The sequence below is a fragment of the Streptomyces sp. NPDC005195 genome (genome assembly GCF_040608315.1).
GTDB classification, from domain to species: domain Bacteria; phylum Actinomycetota; class Actinomycetes; order Streptomycetales; family Streptomycetaceae; genus Streptomyces; species Streptomyces kaempferi.
Genome location: NZ_JBEXHZ010000005.1, coordinates 60,168 through 75,635, shown reverse-complemented (window position 1 = coordinate 75,635; position 15,468 = coordinate 60,168). Strand labels below are relative to the sequence as shown.

Annotated in this window: 12 protein-coding genes; 2 read left to right on the top strand and 10 right to left on the bottom strand. The window is 69.7% G+C overall.

Features of this window, described 5'->3' with window-relative positions; all coding sequences use genetic code 11:
• Positions 1 to 3 precede the first annotated feature (3 nt).
• Together glmS and ABZV34_RS08130 are read right to left on the bottom strand one after the other, a co-directional pair.
• Positions 4 to 1,821: a glutamine--fructose-6-phosphate transaminase (isomerizing) gene (gene glmS / locus ABZV34_RS08135; RefSeq protein ID WP_356272472.1), complete on the bottom strand. Its 1,818-nt coding sequence runs from the start codon at positions 1,819 to 1,821 to the stop codon at positions 4 to 6.
• A 13-nt stretch (positions 1,822 to 1,834) separates the two neighbouring features.
• Entirely contained in the window at positions 1,835 to 2,092 is a 258-nt protein-coding gene (locus ABZV34_RS08130; protein WP_356272470.1) for a hypothetical protein, read from the bottom strand.
• Between the two features lie 164 nt (positions 2,093 to 2,256).
• Between ABZV34_RS08130 and ABZV34_RS08125 the strand changes: the two genes are divergently transcribed.
• Positions 2,257 to 3,822 (top strand): metallophosphoesterase family protein, encoded by a 1,566-nt coding sequence (locus tag ABZV34_RS08125; protein ID WP_356272468.1) that lies wholly within the window; start codon positions 2,257 to 2,259, stop codon positions 3,820 to 3,822.
• A 60-nt stretch (positions 3,823 to 3,882) separates the two neighbouring features.
• On the opposite strand, the gene ABZV34_RS08120 is transcribed toward ABZV34_RS08125, so the two are convergent.
• Positions 3,883 to 4,758 (bottom strand): DUF4429 domain-containing protein, encoded by an 876-nt coding sequence (locus ABZV34_RS08120; RefSeq protein ID WP_356272466.1) that lies wholly within the window; start codon positions 4,756 to 4,758, stop codon positions 3,883 to 3,885.
• A gap of 105 nt (positions 4,759 to 4,863) precedes the next feature.
• On the opposite strand from ABZV34_RS08120, the gene ABZV34_RS08115 reads away from it, so the two are divergent.
• Positions 4,864 to 6,450, top strand: a complete 1,587-nt coding sequence (locus ABZV34_RS08115; RefSeq protein WP_356272464.1) for a beta-N-acetylhexosaminidase — start codon at positions 4,864 to 4,866, stop codon at positions 6,448 to 6,450.
• 56 nt (positions 6,451 to 6,506) lie between these two features.
• Here the strand turns inward: ABZV34_RS08115 and ABZV34_RS08110 are convergent, their stop codons facing one another.
• From ABZV34_RS08110 to ABZV34_RS08080, 7 genes are all read right to left on the bottom strand, one after another.
• Positions 6,507 to 8,279, bottom strand: a complete 1,773-nt coding sequence (locus ABZV34_RS08110) for an IucA/IucC family siderophore biosynthesis protein (protein WP_356272462.1) — start codon at positions 8,277 to 8,279, stop codon at positions 6,507 to 6,509.
• Positions 8,276 to 8,824 carry a GNAT family N-acetyltransferase gene (locus ABZV34_RS08105; RefSeq protein WP_356272460.1) on the bottom strand — a complete coding sequence of 183 codons (549 nt, stop codon included), beginning with the start codon at positions 8,822 to 8,824 and terminating at the stop codon, positions 8,276 to 8,278. Before ABZV34_RS08105 ends, ABZV34_RS08110 begins: the two co-directional genes overlap by 4 nt.
• Positions 8,821 to 10,113 (bottom strand): lysine N(6)-hydroxylase/L-ornithine N(5)-oxygenase family protein, encoded by a 1,293-nt coding sequence (locus tag ABZV34_RS08100; protein WP_356272458.1) that lies wholly within the window; start codon positions 10,111 to 10,113, stop codon positions 8,821 to 8,823. The genes ABZV34_RS08105 and ABZV34_RS08100 overlap by 4 nt, the downstream gene beginning before the upstream one ends.
• Positions 10,097 to 11,539 carry a lysine decarboxylase DesA gene (gene desA / locus ABZV34_RS08095; RefSeq protein WP_356272457.1) on the bottom strand — a complete coding sequence of 481 codons (1,443 nt, stop codon included), beginning with the start codon at positions 11,537 to 11,539 and terminating at the stop codon, positions 10,097 to 10,099. Before desA ends, ABZV34_RS08100 begins: the two co-directional genes overlap by 17 nt.
• A gap of 231 nt (positions 11,540 to 11,770) precedes the next feature.
• Positions 11,771 to 12,625 (bottom strand): siderophore-interacting protein, encoded by an 855-nt coding sequence (locus ABZV34_RS08090; RefSeq protein WP_356272455.1) that lies wholly within the window; start codon positions 12,623 to 12,625, stop codon positions 11,771 to 11,773.
• 40 nt (positions 12,626 to 12,665) lie between these two features.
• Complete coding sequence (locus ABZV34_RS08085; RefSeq protein WP_356272453.1) at positions 12,666 to 13,721, bottom strand: ABC transporter substrate-binding protein; 1,056 nt, start codon at positions 13,719 to 13,721, stop codon at positions 12,666 to 12,668.
• A gap of 575 nt (positions 13,722 to 14,296) precedes the next feature.
• Positions 14,297 to 15,457, bottom strand: a complete 1,161-nt coding sequence (locus tag ABZV34_RS08080; RefSeq protein WP_356272824.1) for an acyl-CoA dehydrogenase family protein — start codon at positions 15,455 to 15,457, stop codon at positions 14,297 to 14,299.
• Between the last annotated feature and the right edge of the window lie 11 nt (positions 15,458 to 15,468).

Below are 15,468 nucleotides of genomic sequence, written 5' to 3'. Positions count from 1 at the left end.
GTCCTACTCGACCGTCACCGACTTCGCGAGGTTCCGCGGCTTGTCGATGTCCCGGCCCAGCGCGAGCGCCGTGTGATACGCGAGGAGCTGCAGCGGGATGCCCAGCAGGATCGGGTCCAGCTCGTCCTCGTTCTTCGGGACGACGATCGTCTGGTCGGCCTTCTCCTGCTCCTGGTGCGCGACCGCGAGGATCTGGCCGCTGCGCGCCTTGATCTCCTCCAGGGCGGCGCGGTTCTTCTCCAGCAGGTCGTCGTCGGGGACGATCGCGACCGTCGGCAGCGCGGGCTCGATGAGCGCCAGCGGGCCGTGCTTGAGCTCGGAGGCCGGGTAGGCCTCGGCGTGGATGTACGAGACCTCCTTGAGCTTCAGCGAGGCCTCGCGGGCCACCGGGTAGCCGCGGACCCGGCCGATGAAGAGCATCGAGCGGGCCTCGGCGTACTGCTCGGCCAGCTTCTTGATCTCGTCCTCCTGCGCCAGGATCTCGGAGATCTGCCCGGGCAGCCGGCGCAGCCCCTCGATGATCCGCTTGCCGTCGCGGACCGACAGGTCACGGGTGCGGCCGAGGTGCAGCGCGAGCAGCGCGAAGGCGACGGTGGTGTTGGTGAAGCACTTCGTCGAGACGACGCAGACCTCGGGGCCCGCGTGCACGTACATGCCGCCGTCCGCCTCGCGCGCGATCGCCGAGCCGACGACGTTGACCACGCCCAGGACCCGCGCGCCCTTGCGCTTCAGCTCCTGGACGGCGGCGAGGACGTCGTACGTCTCGCCGGACTGGGAGACCGCCACGTACAGGGTGTCGGGGTCGACCACGGCGTTGCGGTAGCGGAACTCGGAGGCCGGCTCGGCGTCCGCGGGGATGCGGGCCAGCTCCTCGATCATCTGGGCGCCGATCATGCCCGCGTGGTACGAGGTGCCGCAGCCGAGGATCTTCACCCGGCGGATCTGACGCGCCTCGCGGGCGTCCAGGTTCAGGCCGCCGAGGTGCACGGTGGAGAAGCGGTCGTCGATGCGGCCGCGCAGCACGCGGTCCACGGCGTCGGCCTGTTCGTGGATCTCCTTGTGCATGTACGTGTCGTGGCCGCCCATGTCGTACGACGCGGCCTCCCACTCGACGGTGGTCGGCTCGGCCGTGGTCCGGGTGCCCTCGGTGGTGTACGTACGGAAGTCGTCGGCCTTGAGGGTCGCCATCTCGCCGTCGTCCAGCGTCACTATCTGCCGGGTGTGGGTGACCAGGGCGGCGATGTCCGAGGCGACGAACATCTCCTTCTCGCCGATGCCGAGGACGACCGGGGAGCCGTTGCGGGCCACCACGATGCGGTCGGGGAAGTCGGCGTGCATCACGGCGATGCCGTAGGTGCCCTCGATCACGCGCAGCGCCTGGCGGACCTTCTCCTCCAGGGTCTCGGCCTGGGAGCGGGCGATGAGGTGGGTGAGGACCTCGGTGTCGGTCTCGGAGAGGAACTCGACGCCGTCCGCCTCGAGCTTCTTCCGCAGGTCGGAGGCGTTGTCGATGATGCCGTTGTGGACGATCGCGACCTTGTTGTCGGCCGACATGTGCGGGTGCGCGTTGACGTCGGAGGGGGCGCCGTGGGTGGCCCAGCGGGTGTGGGCGATGCCGGTGGTGCCCTTGAAGCGTGCGGGGACCTTGGCCTCCAGGTCGCGGACCCGGCCCTTGGCCTTGACCATCTTCAGGCCGGCCGACTTCGGCGTGGTGACCACGATGCCCGCCGAGTCGTAGCCGCGGTACTCCAGCCGCTGCAGACCTTCGAGCAGCAGCGGAGTCACGTCACGCCTGCCGATGTATCCGACGATTCCGCACATATATACGTATTCCTCAGCCGTAGACAATGCGGCGCAGCTGCCTGAGCGTGAGCTCCGGCGGCGCGACCGCCCGGTACTTCAGGTCCGCCTCGATCCGTTCGAAGATCGCCGTGTTGACCCAGCCCTGGGCCTGGAGCTCGCGGTGGCGGCGGCGGACGTACTCGTCGGTCGGCTCGTCGAAGTAGGCGAGCACGTCCTGGATCACCCGCAGCGCCTCGCCCCGGTTCAGGGGCGTGGAGCGCGTCAGATGATCAGCGAGTTCGTCGTGCACCCGTTGATCCTGGAGTACGAGGAGCCTATTCGCAAGAATCCTGCCCGATATCGGGCAAGCGGCTGTTGAATCTCTTATGAGCCGCTGTTAGCGATCTGTCCATACTCCGTCTTGCGCCGCGTCGATTGCCGGGAGCAACTTCTGAGCCCATGGACACTCCACGCATGGGCGTACCGGAGAAGCTCGCCGAGAAGATGAGCATGGCCGAGCAGCACGAGTATCTCCGCGCCAAGTTCTCGCGGCGCAACATGATCAGAGGCGGAGCCGTGACCCTCGGCGCCGTCGCGGGCGGTGCCTTCGTACCGGGCGCCGTCGCGCAGGCCGCGGTCCCGACCCGGTCCACCACGCCCCAGGCCGAGAAGGTCGACGGTGCCCTCGTCGCCCCCTTCGGCCGCCACCTCGCCTTCGGCAACGACCCGCGCACGGAGATCACGGTCTCCTGGCAGGTCCCGACCGCGGTGAAGAAGCCGTACATCCGTATCGGCGCCCACCCCTGGGACCTCTCCCGCAAGATCGAGGCCGAGGTGCGCACGCTCTACACCCCGGCCGGCGTCGGCGCGAGCGGCGACCACACCCAGTACTACCTGCACACCAAGCTCACTCACCTGCGCCCCGGCAGGACGTACTACTACGGCGTCGGCCACACGGGCTTCGACCCGGCGGCGGCGCACCTGCTGGGCACCCTCGGCACCTTCACCACCGCGCCCGACCGCTCCGAGCCGTTCACCTTCACGGCCTTCGGCGACGAGGGTGTCGGCTACCACGGCCTCGCCAACGACGCCCTGCTGCTCGGCCAGAACCCGGCCTTCCACCTGCACGCGGGCGACATCGCGTACGCGGACCCGGCCGGCGCCGGCAAGACGGAGGACACCGGATTCGACTCGCGCATCTGGGACCAGTTCCTCGCCCAGACCGAGACGGTCGCCAAGCAGGTCCCGTGGATGCCGGCGTACGGCAACCACGACATGGAGGCCTGGTACTCGCCCAACGGTTACGGCGGCGAAGAGGCCCGCTGGAGCCTCCCGGACAACGGCCCGGACGCGAAGAACCTCCCGGGCGTGTACTCCTTCGTCTACGGCAACACGGCGGTCATCTCGCTGGACGCCAACGACATCTCGTTCGAGATCCCGGCCAACCTCGGCATCTCCGGCGGCACCCAGACCAAGTGGCTGGAGGGGCAGCTCAAGAAGTTCCGGGCCTCCAGGGACGTCGACTTCGTGGTCGTCTTCTTCCACCACTGCGCCTACTGCACCTCCACGGCGCACGCCTCGGAGGGGGGCGTGCGACAGGAGTGGGTGCCGCTGTTCGAGAAGTACACGGTGGACCTGGTGATCAACGGCCACAACCACCAGTACGAGCGCACGGACGTCATCAAGGGCAACAAGGTCACCAAGAAGCTGCCGATCGGCGGCACCGCGTACCCGGAGACCGACGGTGTCGTGTACGTGACGGCGGGCGCGGCAGGGCGCAGCCTGTACGCGTTCAGCGCGGCGGAGTCGTACGAGGGTCATGAGAACGAGGTCGACTCGGTCGCCTCCTTCATCAACCTGAAGGACGGCAAACAGAACGAGACGGTCGCCTGGTCGCGGGTGCGCTACCTCAACTACTCCTTCCTGCGGGTGGACGTCACCCCCGCGTCGAGGGGCCGCCTGACCACGCTGACGGTGCGCGGTATCGCCGAGACCGGTGCCGAGGTCGACCACTTCACGGTGGCCCGCCGGGCCAAGTAGGCCACCCCGTACGCCCGCACGCCGGGGCGTACGCGCCGCAGGCGGTCCTCGCGCAGGCGCTCACATGCGCCTGAGGACCGCCTGCTTGGCGAGGGCGAACTCGTCGTCCGTCAGGACGCCGGACCTGTGGAGGTCGCCCAGTTCGCGCAGACGCCGCAGCAGGGCGTCGTGGTCGGCCTCCGGGGCGGGGTGCGGGAGCGCCGGAGCGTCCTTCACCGGCGGCCGCCCGGGAAGCGCCGTCGGATGGTCGAGTCGCGCCTGCACCGCCGCCGCGACCAGCGCCATCAGCGGATCCTTCTTGAAGCCCCACAGCTCCACCGCGTGCGGGTCGTACTTCGGCGGAGCCTTCGTGCCGGCGCCGCGCACGGTGAAGCGGAGGCAGCCGTTCTCCAGGCCGACCGCGGGGTGCCACTCGACGCCCGTGATGTCGCGGAGCGCGAGGCGGCGGGTGCCGGCGGAGGCCTTCGCGTCCTCGGTCTTCCAGTTCCACTCCAGGCGCACCTGCTCCCCGTCGAAGCTCGCCGTACCGTCGCCCGCGGAGGCGGACAGCGGTACGGCGGGACCGGGGAGCAGATAGCCGTCGACCGGACCGGCCGGGACCTGGTCCAGGAGCAGCGCGTTGCGGACCTCGTCCACGACGTACTCGGCGACGCCGTAGCGCTCGGACTCGACGGTCAGCTGATAGGGGTCGTTGGGCTCGGCGAGCCTGCCGCCGGTGGCCTGCAGCAGCGGGTCGGCGCCGTCCCGCAGCCGGAGCCGCAACCGCCCGCTGCGCTTGCCCTGTTCGAAGGAAATTCCTGCCAACGCCCCCAGCGGGACGCTCAGTTCACCCAGGGCCCGGCGGAGCAGGCTCACGTTCCTGTCGCGCCCCGGAGTAAGCCGCAGCGCGTCGCCGTCGAAGATCCAGGTCCCGTCCTTCTGGATGATTTCCGCCATGAGGGGGATTGTTTCACCGGCTCTGCGGCAGAGTGGTCTATACCCATCGGAGCCCAGGGAAGCCAAGGGGCTCGTGACAGCTCGTGGGACCTGAAGGGAGCGCATGTGAGACAGCACAGAACGCCCCGCCTTCTCGGTACGCTGCTGCTCGTGGCGGCCGCAAGCATCTCCGTCGCCGGCGCGACATCCTCCGCGGCCGACCGAACAGCCGTACCGCTGGGCCGGGTTGTCCCGGCGCCCGCCTCGGTCGACGCGGGCGGGTCGCCGTACAACATCACCCGGGACACCCGCATCCGGGTCGACGACTCGCGTGAGGTCCGCCGGGTCGGCGCGTATCTGGCCGACGTCCTGCGGCCGTCCACCGGCTACCGGCTGCCGGTCACCGACCGGGGCACCGGCGGCATCCGGCTGCGGCTCGGCGACCGGACCCTGGGTGCCGAGGGGTACCGGCTGGACAGCGGCAGAAACGGCGTCACCATCACCGCCGGCAGACCGGCCGGCCTCTTCCACGGCGTGCAGACCCTGCGCCAGCTCCTCCCGGCCGCCGTGGAGAGCGACTCGGTGCAGCCGGGCCCCTGGCTGGTCGCGGGCGGCACCATCGAGGACACCCCGCGCTACGGCTACCGCGGCGCGATGCTGGACGTCTCCCGGCACTTCTTCACCGTCGCCCAGGTCGAGCGGTACATCGACGAGCTGGCCCTGTACAAGATCAACAAGCTGCATCTGCACCTGAGCGACGACCAAGGCTGGCGCATCGCCGTCGACTCCTGGCCGCGGCTCGCCGCGTACGGCGGCTCCACCCAGGTCGGCGGCGGGCCCGCGGGCTTCTACACCAAGGCGCAGTACCGGGAGATCGTGCGGTACGCCGCGGAGCGCTATCTGGACGTCGTCCCGGAGATCGACATGCCGGGGCACACCAACGCGGCGCTCGCCTCGTACGCCCGGCTGAACTGCGACGGGACCGCGCCGCCGCTGTACACCGGCACCGACGTCGGCTTCAGCTCACTGTGCGTGGGCAAGCCGGCGACGTACGACTTCGTGGACGACGTGATCCGGGAGCTGGCCGCGCTCACGCCCGGCACGTACCTCCACATCGGCGGGGACGAGGCCCACTCCACCAGCCACGCCGACTACGTGACCTTCATGAACAAGGTGCAGCCCCTCGTCACCAAGTACGGCAAGAAGGTGATGGGCTGGCACCAGCTGACCGGGGCCACCCCGGCGAAGGGCGCGCTCGCGCAGTACTGGGGGCTCGACGACACCAGCGCCACGGAGAAGGAGCAGGTCGCGCGGGCCGCGCGGAACGGGACGGGGCTCGTGCTGTCGCCGGCCGACCGGATCTACCTCGACATGAAGTACACCGAGGACACCCCGCTCGGGCAGGACTGGGCCGGCCTGGTCGAGGTGAAGCGCGCGTACGACTGGGATCCCGGCACCTACCTTCCCGGCGCGCCCGCGTCGGCGATCCGGGGCGTCGAGGCGCCGCTGTGGTCGGAGACCCTCGTCACCGGGGCGGACATCGACTACATGGCCTTCCCGCGGCTGCCCGGAGTGGCCGAACTCGGCTGGTCGCCCGCCTCGACGCACGACTGGGACACCTACAAGGTGCGGCTCGCGGCCCAGGCGCCGCGCTGGGACGCGCTGGGCATCGGTTACTACAAGTCGCCCCAGGTTCCCTGGCCCGGCGTCTGAACCCCTGCGAGACGGAGGTGGGGCTCAGGGGGACCGTCCCCTGAGCCCCACCCGGCTCAGCGGCCCGCGATCGGATTCCTCAGCGTGCCGACCAGCTGCAGCGCTCCGGACGGATCCGCCAGATCCACCATCTGCCGGTTGTCGCGCAACTGGAGCCGGTTGAGGCAGGACAGCGCGAACTCGGGTGCGAACAGGTCGTACTGCGCGAACTTGTCCGCGAGTTCGGGCGTCGCGTCCTGGTACTCGCGCACCGACTCGGCGACCGTCCGCCAGAAGACGTCCTCGTCGAGGACTCCCTCGTCCGCGAGGTTCGCCGCCAGGAAGCGGAAGAAGCAGTCGAAGACGTCGGTGAAGATCGACAGGAGCTTCGTGTCCTCGGGGACCTCGACGCGGATGCGCTCGACCGCGGGCGGCAGCACCGCCTGCGCGTCCATGACGGCGATCTCCTCCGCGATGTCCTTGTAGATCGCGCGCCGCACGGCACCGTCCTCGAGGACCAGGATGACGTTCTCGCCGTGCGGCATGTAGACGAGGTCGTAGGCGTAGAAACTGTGCAGCAGCGGGGTGAGGTAGGCGCGCAGATAGCCGCGCAGCCACTCCACCGGCGTCAGCCCGGACCGCTCGATGAGGGCTCCCGCGAACGAGGCGCCCTCGTGGTCGACATGGACCAGGGAGGCCATCGTCGCCAGGGTCTCGCCCTCCCGGAGCGAGGCCACGGGGCTCTCCCGCCACAGGGCGGCGAGCATCTTGCGGTACGGGGAGTAGCGGTCGGTGGCGGCCTCGTACTCCAGGTGGCGATAACCGACGGCGGCACGTTCGCGGATGATCGACAGGCCGGTGGACCTGAGCACCGGGTCGTTCTCGACGAGCTGGGCCAGCCAGTCGTTGATCGCCGGCGTCGCCTCCATGTACGCGGCCGAGAGCCCCCGCATGAAGCCCATGTTGAGGACCGACAGAGCGGTCTTCACATAGTGCTTCCCGGGACTCGACGTGTTGAAGAACGTCCGGATCGACTGCTGGGCCAGGTACTCGTCGTCCCCCTCGCCCAGGCACACCAGGTGACGCAGGGCGACCTCGGCCGCGAACGTCACCGAGAGCTTGTTCCACCACTGCCAGGGGTGCACGGGGATCAGGAGGTAGTCCTCCGGGTCCAGTCCCTGGCCGGTGAGCGTGGCGGCGAACCGTGCCAGTGCGGGCTCGCCGAGTTCCTCGCGTACGAAGGACTCGTACGCGATGCCCACACCCGCGGTGAACGCGGCCCGGGAGCGGTGCGCGGCCAGCCACACCAGCCGGACCGGGCTCGCGGTCTCGGGCGCGTAGGACAGGTACTCGTGGACCCCGAAGCCGAGCCGCCCGTTGTTGGCGACGAAGCAGGGGTGGCCCTCGGTCATGCCCGTCTCGATCGCCTGGAACCCCGCCCCGACGAGCTCCGCGGAGGTGATCCGCGGTTTGGTGAGCTTGAAGCAGGTGCCCGAGAGGGTGGAGGAGATCTCCTCCAGGTAGACCGGCAGGACCTCGTCGCTCAGACCGAGGGACTTCTTGAGTTCGATGAAGAAGTCCAGTGCGGCGAGCGGGAGTTCGGTCTCGTCCCGGTGGCGGGTGACCGACTCGGCGTCGATCTGCCAGTGGTCCAGGGAGCGGACGGTCGCGGTGAACCCGTAGCGGGTCAGGCCGTCGTCGCTGCGGACGACGTAACGGTCGTCCCCGGCGGCCTCGGGCGTGATCAGCCGCTCGTGCGCGAACTCGGCGAGTGCCTTGCGGACGAGGAGGCGGTTGGCGCGCTCCCAGCGCTCGGGGGAGAGGTGGGACACGGCGTCGGACAGGGTCATGCGGCTGCTCCTACCGCTGCCTCGAACCGCTCCCGCGTGCAGAAGCTCAGCAGCGCGCGCTTCTCGGGCTTCTGGATCTCCCGCTCGGCCACGAAACCGACGGCCTCGTTGAGGGTGTGCACGGCCGTGTTGTTCACGTCGGGCTCGACGACGACACGCCGGGTCGCCGGGTCGGCGAACAGGTGCCTCATCACCGTGGTGATCACGGCCCGGGTGAAACCGTGCACGGGCGTGTCGGTCGGCGCGACCAGGAAGTGCATGCCGACGTCGCCGGGCTCGGGCTCGTACAGGCCGACCAGCTCGACATGGCGCGGGTCGTAGCTCTCCATCAGGAACGCGGGTTCGCCGTCGCGCAGGCCGAGGTACGCGTGGTGGTGCTCGGCGGCCGCGATGGCCATGTACTCGCGCTCCACGTCGTGCAGTTTCGCGCCCTGCATCATCCAGAACGCGGACTTGGGGTGCGTCACCCAGCCGTGCAGCAGCCCGGCGTCCTGGACCGGATCGAGCGGGCGGACGGTGAGGACACCTATGCCGGTGCGGCTCATACGGCGAACTCCTGGAACGCGATCGACTTCTCGACCGGGTAGTACTCGGTGCCGAGCAGCTCACGGATGATGGACGCGTTGCGGTAGGCGCCCATGCCGAGGTCGGGGCTGGTGATGCTGTGCGTGTGCACGCCGGCGTTCTGCAGGAAGACGCCGCGCCCGGTGGTGTCCACGGCGTAGTTGCGGGCCACGTCGAAGTTGCCGCGGCTGTCGTAGCGCAGCCGGTCGCGGACCGGTGCGAGGAACGCGGGCTCGGCGTACTTGTAGCCGGTGGCCAGGATCAGGCCCTCCGAACGCAGCTCGTAGTCCTTGCCCTGCTCCTCCTGGCGCAGGCCGAGGGTGTAGCCGCCGTCTTCGTGACGCACGCTGTTCAGGGCCGAGTTGGTGAGCAGCCGGGTGGGGACGGGGCCACCGAGGTTCTTCTGGTAGAGCAGGTCGAAGATGGCGTCGATCAACTCGCCGTCGATGCCCTTGAACAGGCCCTTCTGCTCCGTCTGGAGGCGGTAGCGGGTCTGCTCGGGCAGCGCGTGGAAGTAGTCGATGTACTCCGGGGAGGTCATCTCCAGCGTGAGCTTGGTGTACTCGAGCGGGAAGAAACGCGGGGAGCGGGTGACCCAGTTCAGCCGGTAGCCGTGGACGTCGATCTCGCTGAGCAGGTCGTAGTAGATCTCGGCGGCGGACTGCCCGCTGCCGACCAGCGTGATCGACTCCTTCGCCTGCAGCTCCTTCTTGTGCCGCAGATAGCGGGAGTTGTGGATGAAGTCGCCGCCGAGGCCCGCGCAGGCCTCGGGGAGGTACGGCGGGGTACCCGTGCCGAGGACCAGGTGCCGGGCGCGATAGGTCTCACCGGCCTCGGTCCGTACGGCGTAGACCCCGGCCGCGTCCTCGTACGTCACCTCGGCGACCGTGGTGGAGAAGCGGACGGCGGAGAGTTTCGACGCGGCCCAGCGGCAGTAGTCGTCGTACTCGACCCGCAGCGGGTAGAAGTTCTCGCGGATGTAGAACGCGTACAGACGGCCCGATTCCTTCAGGTAGTTGAGGAAGGAGTACGGGGAGGTCGGGTCGGCGAGGGTCACCAGGTCCGACATGAACGGGGTCTGCAGGTGCGCGCCCTCCAGGAACATCCCGGAGTGCCACTCGAAGTCCGGCTTGGACTCCAGGAAGACGCCGTCCAGTTCGGCGATCGGCTCGGTGAGGCAGGCGAGACCGAGGTTGAAGGGGCCGAGACCGATCCCTACGAAGTCATAGGTCTTTCCGGTGGCTTCGGCGGATTCAGGAAGCGCGGTCAAGGGACTCTCCCAGGTACTGCTCGGCGTGGCCGGCGATCAGATCGAGGACGGCGGCGATGTCGTCGGCCGTCGTCTCGGGGTTGAGCAGGGTGAACTTCAGGTAGTGGCGTCCGCCGACCTTGGTGCCCGCCACGACGGCGTCACCGGAGGCGAACAGGGCCTTGCGGGCGTAGAGGTTGGCGCGGTCGATCTCGGCCGGGTCGGTGACGGCGGCCGGGATGAACCGGAAGACCAGGGTGGACAGCGAGGGTGCGACCACCACGTCGTAGCGCGGGTCGGCGGCCAGCAGCCGCCAGCCCTCCTCTGCCAGGTCGCAGACCTCGTCGAAGAGTTCGCCGATGCCGTCGGCGCCCATCACGCGCAGCGTCATCCACAGCTTGAGCGCGTCGAAGCGGCGGGTGGTCTGCAGGGACTTGTCGACCTGGTTCGGGATGCGCTCCTCGACCATGCGGCGCGGGTTCAGATATTCCGCGTGGTAGGTGACGTGGCGCAGGGTCGCGGCGTCACGCACCAGCACGGCGGACGAACTCACCGGCTGGAAGAAGGACTTGTGGTAGTCGACGGTGACGGAGTCGGCGCGCTCGATGCCGTCGATGCGGTCCCGGTTCTTCAGTGAGGCGAGCAGGCCGCAGCCGTAGGCGGCGTCGACGTGCATCCAGGCTCCGTTGCGGGCGCACAGCTCGCCGATCTCGGGCAGCGGGTCGATGGAACCGAAGTCGGTGGTGCCCGCGGTCGCGACGACCGCCATCGGGACCATGCCCTCGCTCTTGCAGCGCTCCAGTTCGCGGGCGAGCGCGAGCGTCTGCATGCGCTTGTCGTGGTCGACGGGGATCGACACGACCGCGTCGGCGCTCAGGCCGAGGAGTTTCGCCGACTTCTTGACGCTGAAGTGGCTGACCTCGGACGCGAAGACGCGCAGTCGGGCGAGGTCGTCGGTCTTGGCCTCCTCGCGGGCCAGCAGCAGCGCCTGCAGGTTGGACTGGCTGCCGCCGCTGGTGAACACGCCGTCGGCGGCGGGGCCGAAGCCGATGCGCTCGTTGGTCCAGTCGACGAGTCTGCGCTCGATGAGGGTGCCGCCGGCCGACTGGTCCCAGGTGTCCAGCGAGGAGTTGACCGCGGACAGCACGGCCTCGCCGAGCACGGCCGGTATGACGACCGGGCAGTTGAGGTGCGCGAGGTAGCGGGGGTGGTGGAAGTAGATCGCGTCCCGGAGGTAGACCTCCTCCAGTTCGTCGAGGGCGGCGCTGGTGTCGTGCAGCGGGCGGTCCAGGTCGATCTGTTCGATGCGGGGCGCGAGGGCGTCGACCGAGACGCCTGTGAACGGACGGTCGGTGGTGGCGAGTTTGGCCGCCACCCGCTCTATTCCTTCGGTCACGGAGCGGCGATACCGCTCCGCGGTCGTGTCGTTGAGCAGGTGCGAGCGCATGTGGGGGTCCTCCGTGCGGGGAAGGGGCAGCGTCCGGGCGGGGTGGCAGAGGGCGACGGCTCGAGCGGGGAGACGAGAAGGCGAGGAGCTGAGAAGCCGGGAAACCGAGACGGGACGAGGTCCGTCGGTCAACTTAGGTTAGCCTAACCTAAGTTGATTCCGCGACCCCGCCCCTCTGGTCAGGGCAGTGACGTACGCCTCTGTTTGGAGGGCTCTCGCCGGTGCGAGCCGCTACTCCTCCTCGCGCAGCTGCTCCTCCGTCAGCCCGCGCCGCCAGTAGCCCACGAACGTGACGCGCCTGCGGTCGATCCCGCGCTCGCGCACGAGGTGACGGCGCATCTCCTTCACGCAGCCGGACTCGCCCGCGATCCAGGCGTACGGGCGCTCGGCGGACGGCATGCGGGAGGCCCGTACGGCGTCGGCGGCCATGGGGGAGCCGCTGTCGCGCACGAGCCAGGTGATCTCCGCGTCGGCCACCAAGGACAGGTCCTGGACGTCGTCGCGGTGCTGGACCTCCAGCCAGGCCCGGACCCGGGTGCCGGCCGGCAGCGACTCCAGGATGGCGGAGGCGGCCGGCAGGGCGGTCTCGTCCGCCCACAGCACGATCAGGTCGGTGTCGGCGGGCGGCCGGAACCGGATGGCCCGGTTGTCCTCGACCGCCGGACCGAGCAGGACGACGCGGTCACCCGCCGCCGCGCGCGAGGCCCACCGGGACGCCGGACCCGCGGGGGCCGCCGCGCCCGGCTCCACTCCGTGCAGCACGAAGTCGATGTCGATCCCGGTGGTGCGGCCCCGGGCGTCGCGGCGCAGCGCCCGCAGGGTGTACGAGCGCATCACCGCCCGTACGTCCTCAGGGAGTTCGCGCCAGCCCTGCCACCAGCTGTCGCCCAGTTCGAACGGGACGGCGGGCTCGGACTGGCCGGGGTGCGGCAGGAACAGCGAGAGGCTCTGGTCCCGGCCGTCGGAGGCGAAGGCGTCCAGGTCGGAGCCCGCGAAGGAGACCCGGACCAGCGACGGGCCGAGCCGCCTCGTCCGTACGACCTGGAGGGAGAAGAAACGGAACGGGGCGGCAACGGCCGTCGTCATCAGTGCTCCTGAGTGGTGGTCAGGGTGTCGCGGCGGGGTGTCAGGCGACCTTCTTGGCCTTCTCGATGGCCTCGGCGAGGTTGTCGAGCAGCGGGGTGCACTTGTCGTACGAGATGATCGGCTCGGGGGAGCGGGCGATGACCTGGCCGGCCTTGACGGCGGGCAGCTTCTTCCAGGTGGCCTCGGTGATGTCGGCCGGCTGGATGGTCGAGCTGCGGTCGTCGATGATGATGATGTCCGCCGGGTACTTGTCGACGTTCTCCCAGCTCAGGTTCTCGAACCAGCCGCCGCTTGCCTTCAGGGCCTTGGCGGAGGGCTCGACGATGTTCACACCGAGCGCCTTGAAGTACTCCAGGTCGATGGAGAGGTTCGAGCCGGAGACGTAGAAGATGTCCTGGCTCGCGGAGCCGGCGAGGACCTTGATCTCCGGGCGGGCCTTGGCGGCCTTGCGCAGGCGCTCGGCGGCCGTCTCGAACTTCTTCTTCGCCTCGGCGATCCTCGCGGACTTCACGTCGGCGCCGAGGGACTCGGCCAGCGCGTACATGCGCTCCAGGGACTGCGGCAGCTGGCGGTCGAAGACGGAGATGCCGACGCTCGGCGCGAGCTTGAGGATCTTGTCCTTGGACTCCTCGGGGACGTACCAGAGGGTGCCCGCGGCGTCGAACATCGTCGAGATCAGCACGTCGGGCGCGAGCGTCGCGTACTTCTCGATGTTGAACTGGCCCCACTCGTTGCCGAGCACGGTCAGCTTGGTGACGTCCATGTCGCCGGCCTGGACATCGGCCTTGCCGTCCTTGGTCGTGGTCGGGCCGAAGACGCCCTTGACCTCGATGCCGTAGTCGTGGAGCGCGGCGGCGACACCGGTGAAGGCGACGATGGTCGCCGGTATTCTGTCGAGCTTCACGGTCGTGCCGCGGTCGTCCTTGAACGTCCAGGGGCCGGACTTGGACTTGGCTTCGGCGGCCTTCGTCGAGTCCGAGCCACCGCTTTTCGCGTCGTCGTCGCCACAGGCGGCGAGGACGGCACCGAGGCCGAGGGCGCCGCCGGCGGCGAGGATGCCGCGGCGGGAGAGGTGGGTGGCACGGGCGTTGGACATGAGAGTGGCTGCTTTCGGCACGGGGCGGAGCGCCCGCCGGACAAGTTCGAAGGTAGGTTAGCCTAACCTCAGTTCTTGTTCCAGGGCCGGGGTGCCGGGCACTCGCCGGTGCCGCCCGTCAGGTCTGGACGGCAGCCCGAGAAAGGACGCGCGCCGGGGGCGGTCGTGAGGACGGCTTCCGGCTTCGTCGCTTCCGCGCAGGCGGACCGTTGTGACGGGAGTGGCGGCGACGCGGGCGCGGTTCGAGCCGTCGCCGCCGTGCGCGGACTGTTCAGCCGGACTCACACCACGGGCCGGTGAATTCCCCGGCGAGGAGGTGCGGTCGGGTAGTTCGTCGTCGGGTGGTACGCGGACCGTGGGCGGCGGCCCGCTCGGGGCTCTGCCCTCCGGTGGTCTGCTGTCCGGTGGTCTGCCGTGCGGCCGTCCGTCGCGGGGCGACGGCCTCGCCGGCCGCCCCGCTCGCACGGCTTCTGCGCGCGGGCGATCGTGTCACCGCGTGCCGGAACAGCCCCCCGGCCGGCGCGGACGCGTCCTGGTCGGGGGGCTGTTCACGGGACCTCGGTACGGGCGGACGCTCAGCCCGTGAGCCCCAACTCCCTCGCGATCAGCATCCGCTGCACCTCGCTCGTGCCCTCGCCGATCTCCAGGATCTTGGAGTCACGCCACATCCGGGCCACCGGGTACTCGTTCATGAAGCCGTAGCCGCCGTGGATCTGGGTGGCGTCGCGGGCGTTGTCCACGGCGATCGTGGAGGAGTAGAGCTTGGCGATCGCCGCCTCCTTCTTGAACGGCTCACCCGCGACCAGCCGGGAGGCGGCGTCGCGCCAGCCGACACGGGCCATGTGGGCCTTCGTCTCCATGTCCGCGATCTTGAACTGGATGGCCTGGTACGCGCCGATGTTCCGGCCGAACGCGTGCCGCTCCTTGGCGTACTTCACGGACTCGTCCACGCAGCCCTGGGCCAGTCCCGTCGCCAGGGCCGAGATGGCGACGCGGCCCTCGTCCAGGATGCGCAGGAACTGCGCGTAGCCGCGGCCCTCCTCGCCCAGCAGGTTCGCGGCCGGGACGCGGACGTCGGCGAAGGACAGTTCGCGGGTGTCCGAGGCGTTCCAGCCGACCTTCGAGTAGGGCGCGGCGACCGTGAAGCCGGGGGTGCCGGAGGGGACGATGATCGCGGAGATCAGCGGCCTCCCGTCGGGCTTGCGGCCGGTGACGGCCGTGACCGTCACCAGGCCCGTGATGTCCGTGCCCGAGTTGGTGATGAAGCACTTGCTGCCGTTGATCACCCACTCGTCCGTGTCCGGGTCGAGCCGGGCCGTCGTCCGGGTCGCGCCCGCGTCCGAGCCGCCGTCCGGCTCGGTCAGGCCGAAGGCGCCCAGGATCTCGCCGGAGCACAGGCGGGGGAGCCATTCGGCCTTCTGCGCGTCGGTGCCGAAGAGATGGACGGGCATCGCGCCGAGCGAGACGCCGGCCTCCAGGGTGATGGCCACCGAGGAGTCCACGCGCGCGAGTTCCTCCAGGGCGATGCCGAGGGCGAGGTAGTCGCCGCCCATGCCGCCGTACTCCTCGGGGAAGGGCAGGCCGAACAGGCCCATGCGGCCCATCTCCCGCACGATCTCGTACGGGAACTCGTGCCGCTCGTAGAAGTCGCCGATCTTCGGGGCCACGACGTCGTGCGCGAACTCCTCGACCGTACGGCGCAGTTCCTCGAGTTCGGGGGAGAGGCGGTGGTCCAGGGACATGGGGT

What these genes read in the sequence shown, in the direction of transcription:
- ABZV34_RS08090 (WP_356272455.1), bottom strand. Translation starts at nt 12,625, where the DNA reads ATGACGACGGCCGTTGCCGCCCCGTTCCGTTTCTTCTCCCTCCAGGTC.
- ABZV34_RS08120 (WP_356272466.1), bottom strand. Translation starts at nt 4,758, where the DNA reads ATGGCGGAAATCATCCAGAAGGACGGGACCTGGATCTTCGACGGCGAC.
- ABZV34_RS08110 (WP_356272462.1), bottom strand. Translation starts at nt 8,279, where the DNA reads ATGACCCTGTCCGACGCCGTGTCCCACCTCTCCCCCGAGCGCTGGGAG.
- ABZV34_RS08105 (WP_356272460.1), bottom strand. Translation starts at nt 8,824, where the DNA reads ATGAGCCGCACCGGCATAGGTGTCCTCACCGTCCGCCCGCTCGATCCG.
- desA (WP_356272457.1), bottom strand. Translation starts at nt 11,539, where the DNA reads ATGCGCTCGCACCTGCTCAACGACACGACCGCGGAGCGGTATCGCCGC.
- glmS (WP_356272472.1), bottom strand. Translation starts at nt 1,821, where the DNA reads ATGTGCGGAATCGTCGGATACATCGGCAGGCGTGACGTGACTCCGCTG.
- ABZV34_RS08085 (WP_356272453.1), bottom strand. Translation starts at nt 13,721, where the DNA reads ATGTCCAACGCCCGTGCCACCCACCTCTCCCGCCGCGGCATCCTCGCC.
- ABZV34_RS08125 (WP_356272468.1), top strand. Translation starts at nt 2,257, where the DNA reads ATGGGCGTACCGGAGAAGCTCGCCGAGAAGATGAGCATGGCCGAGCAG.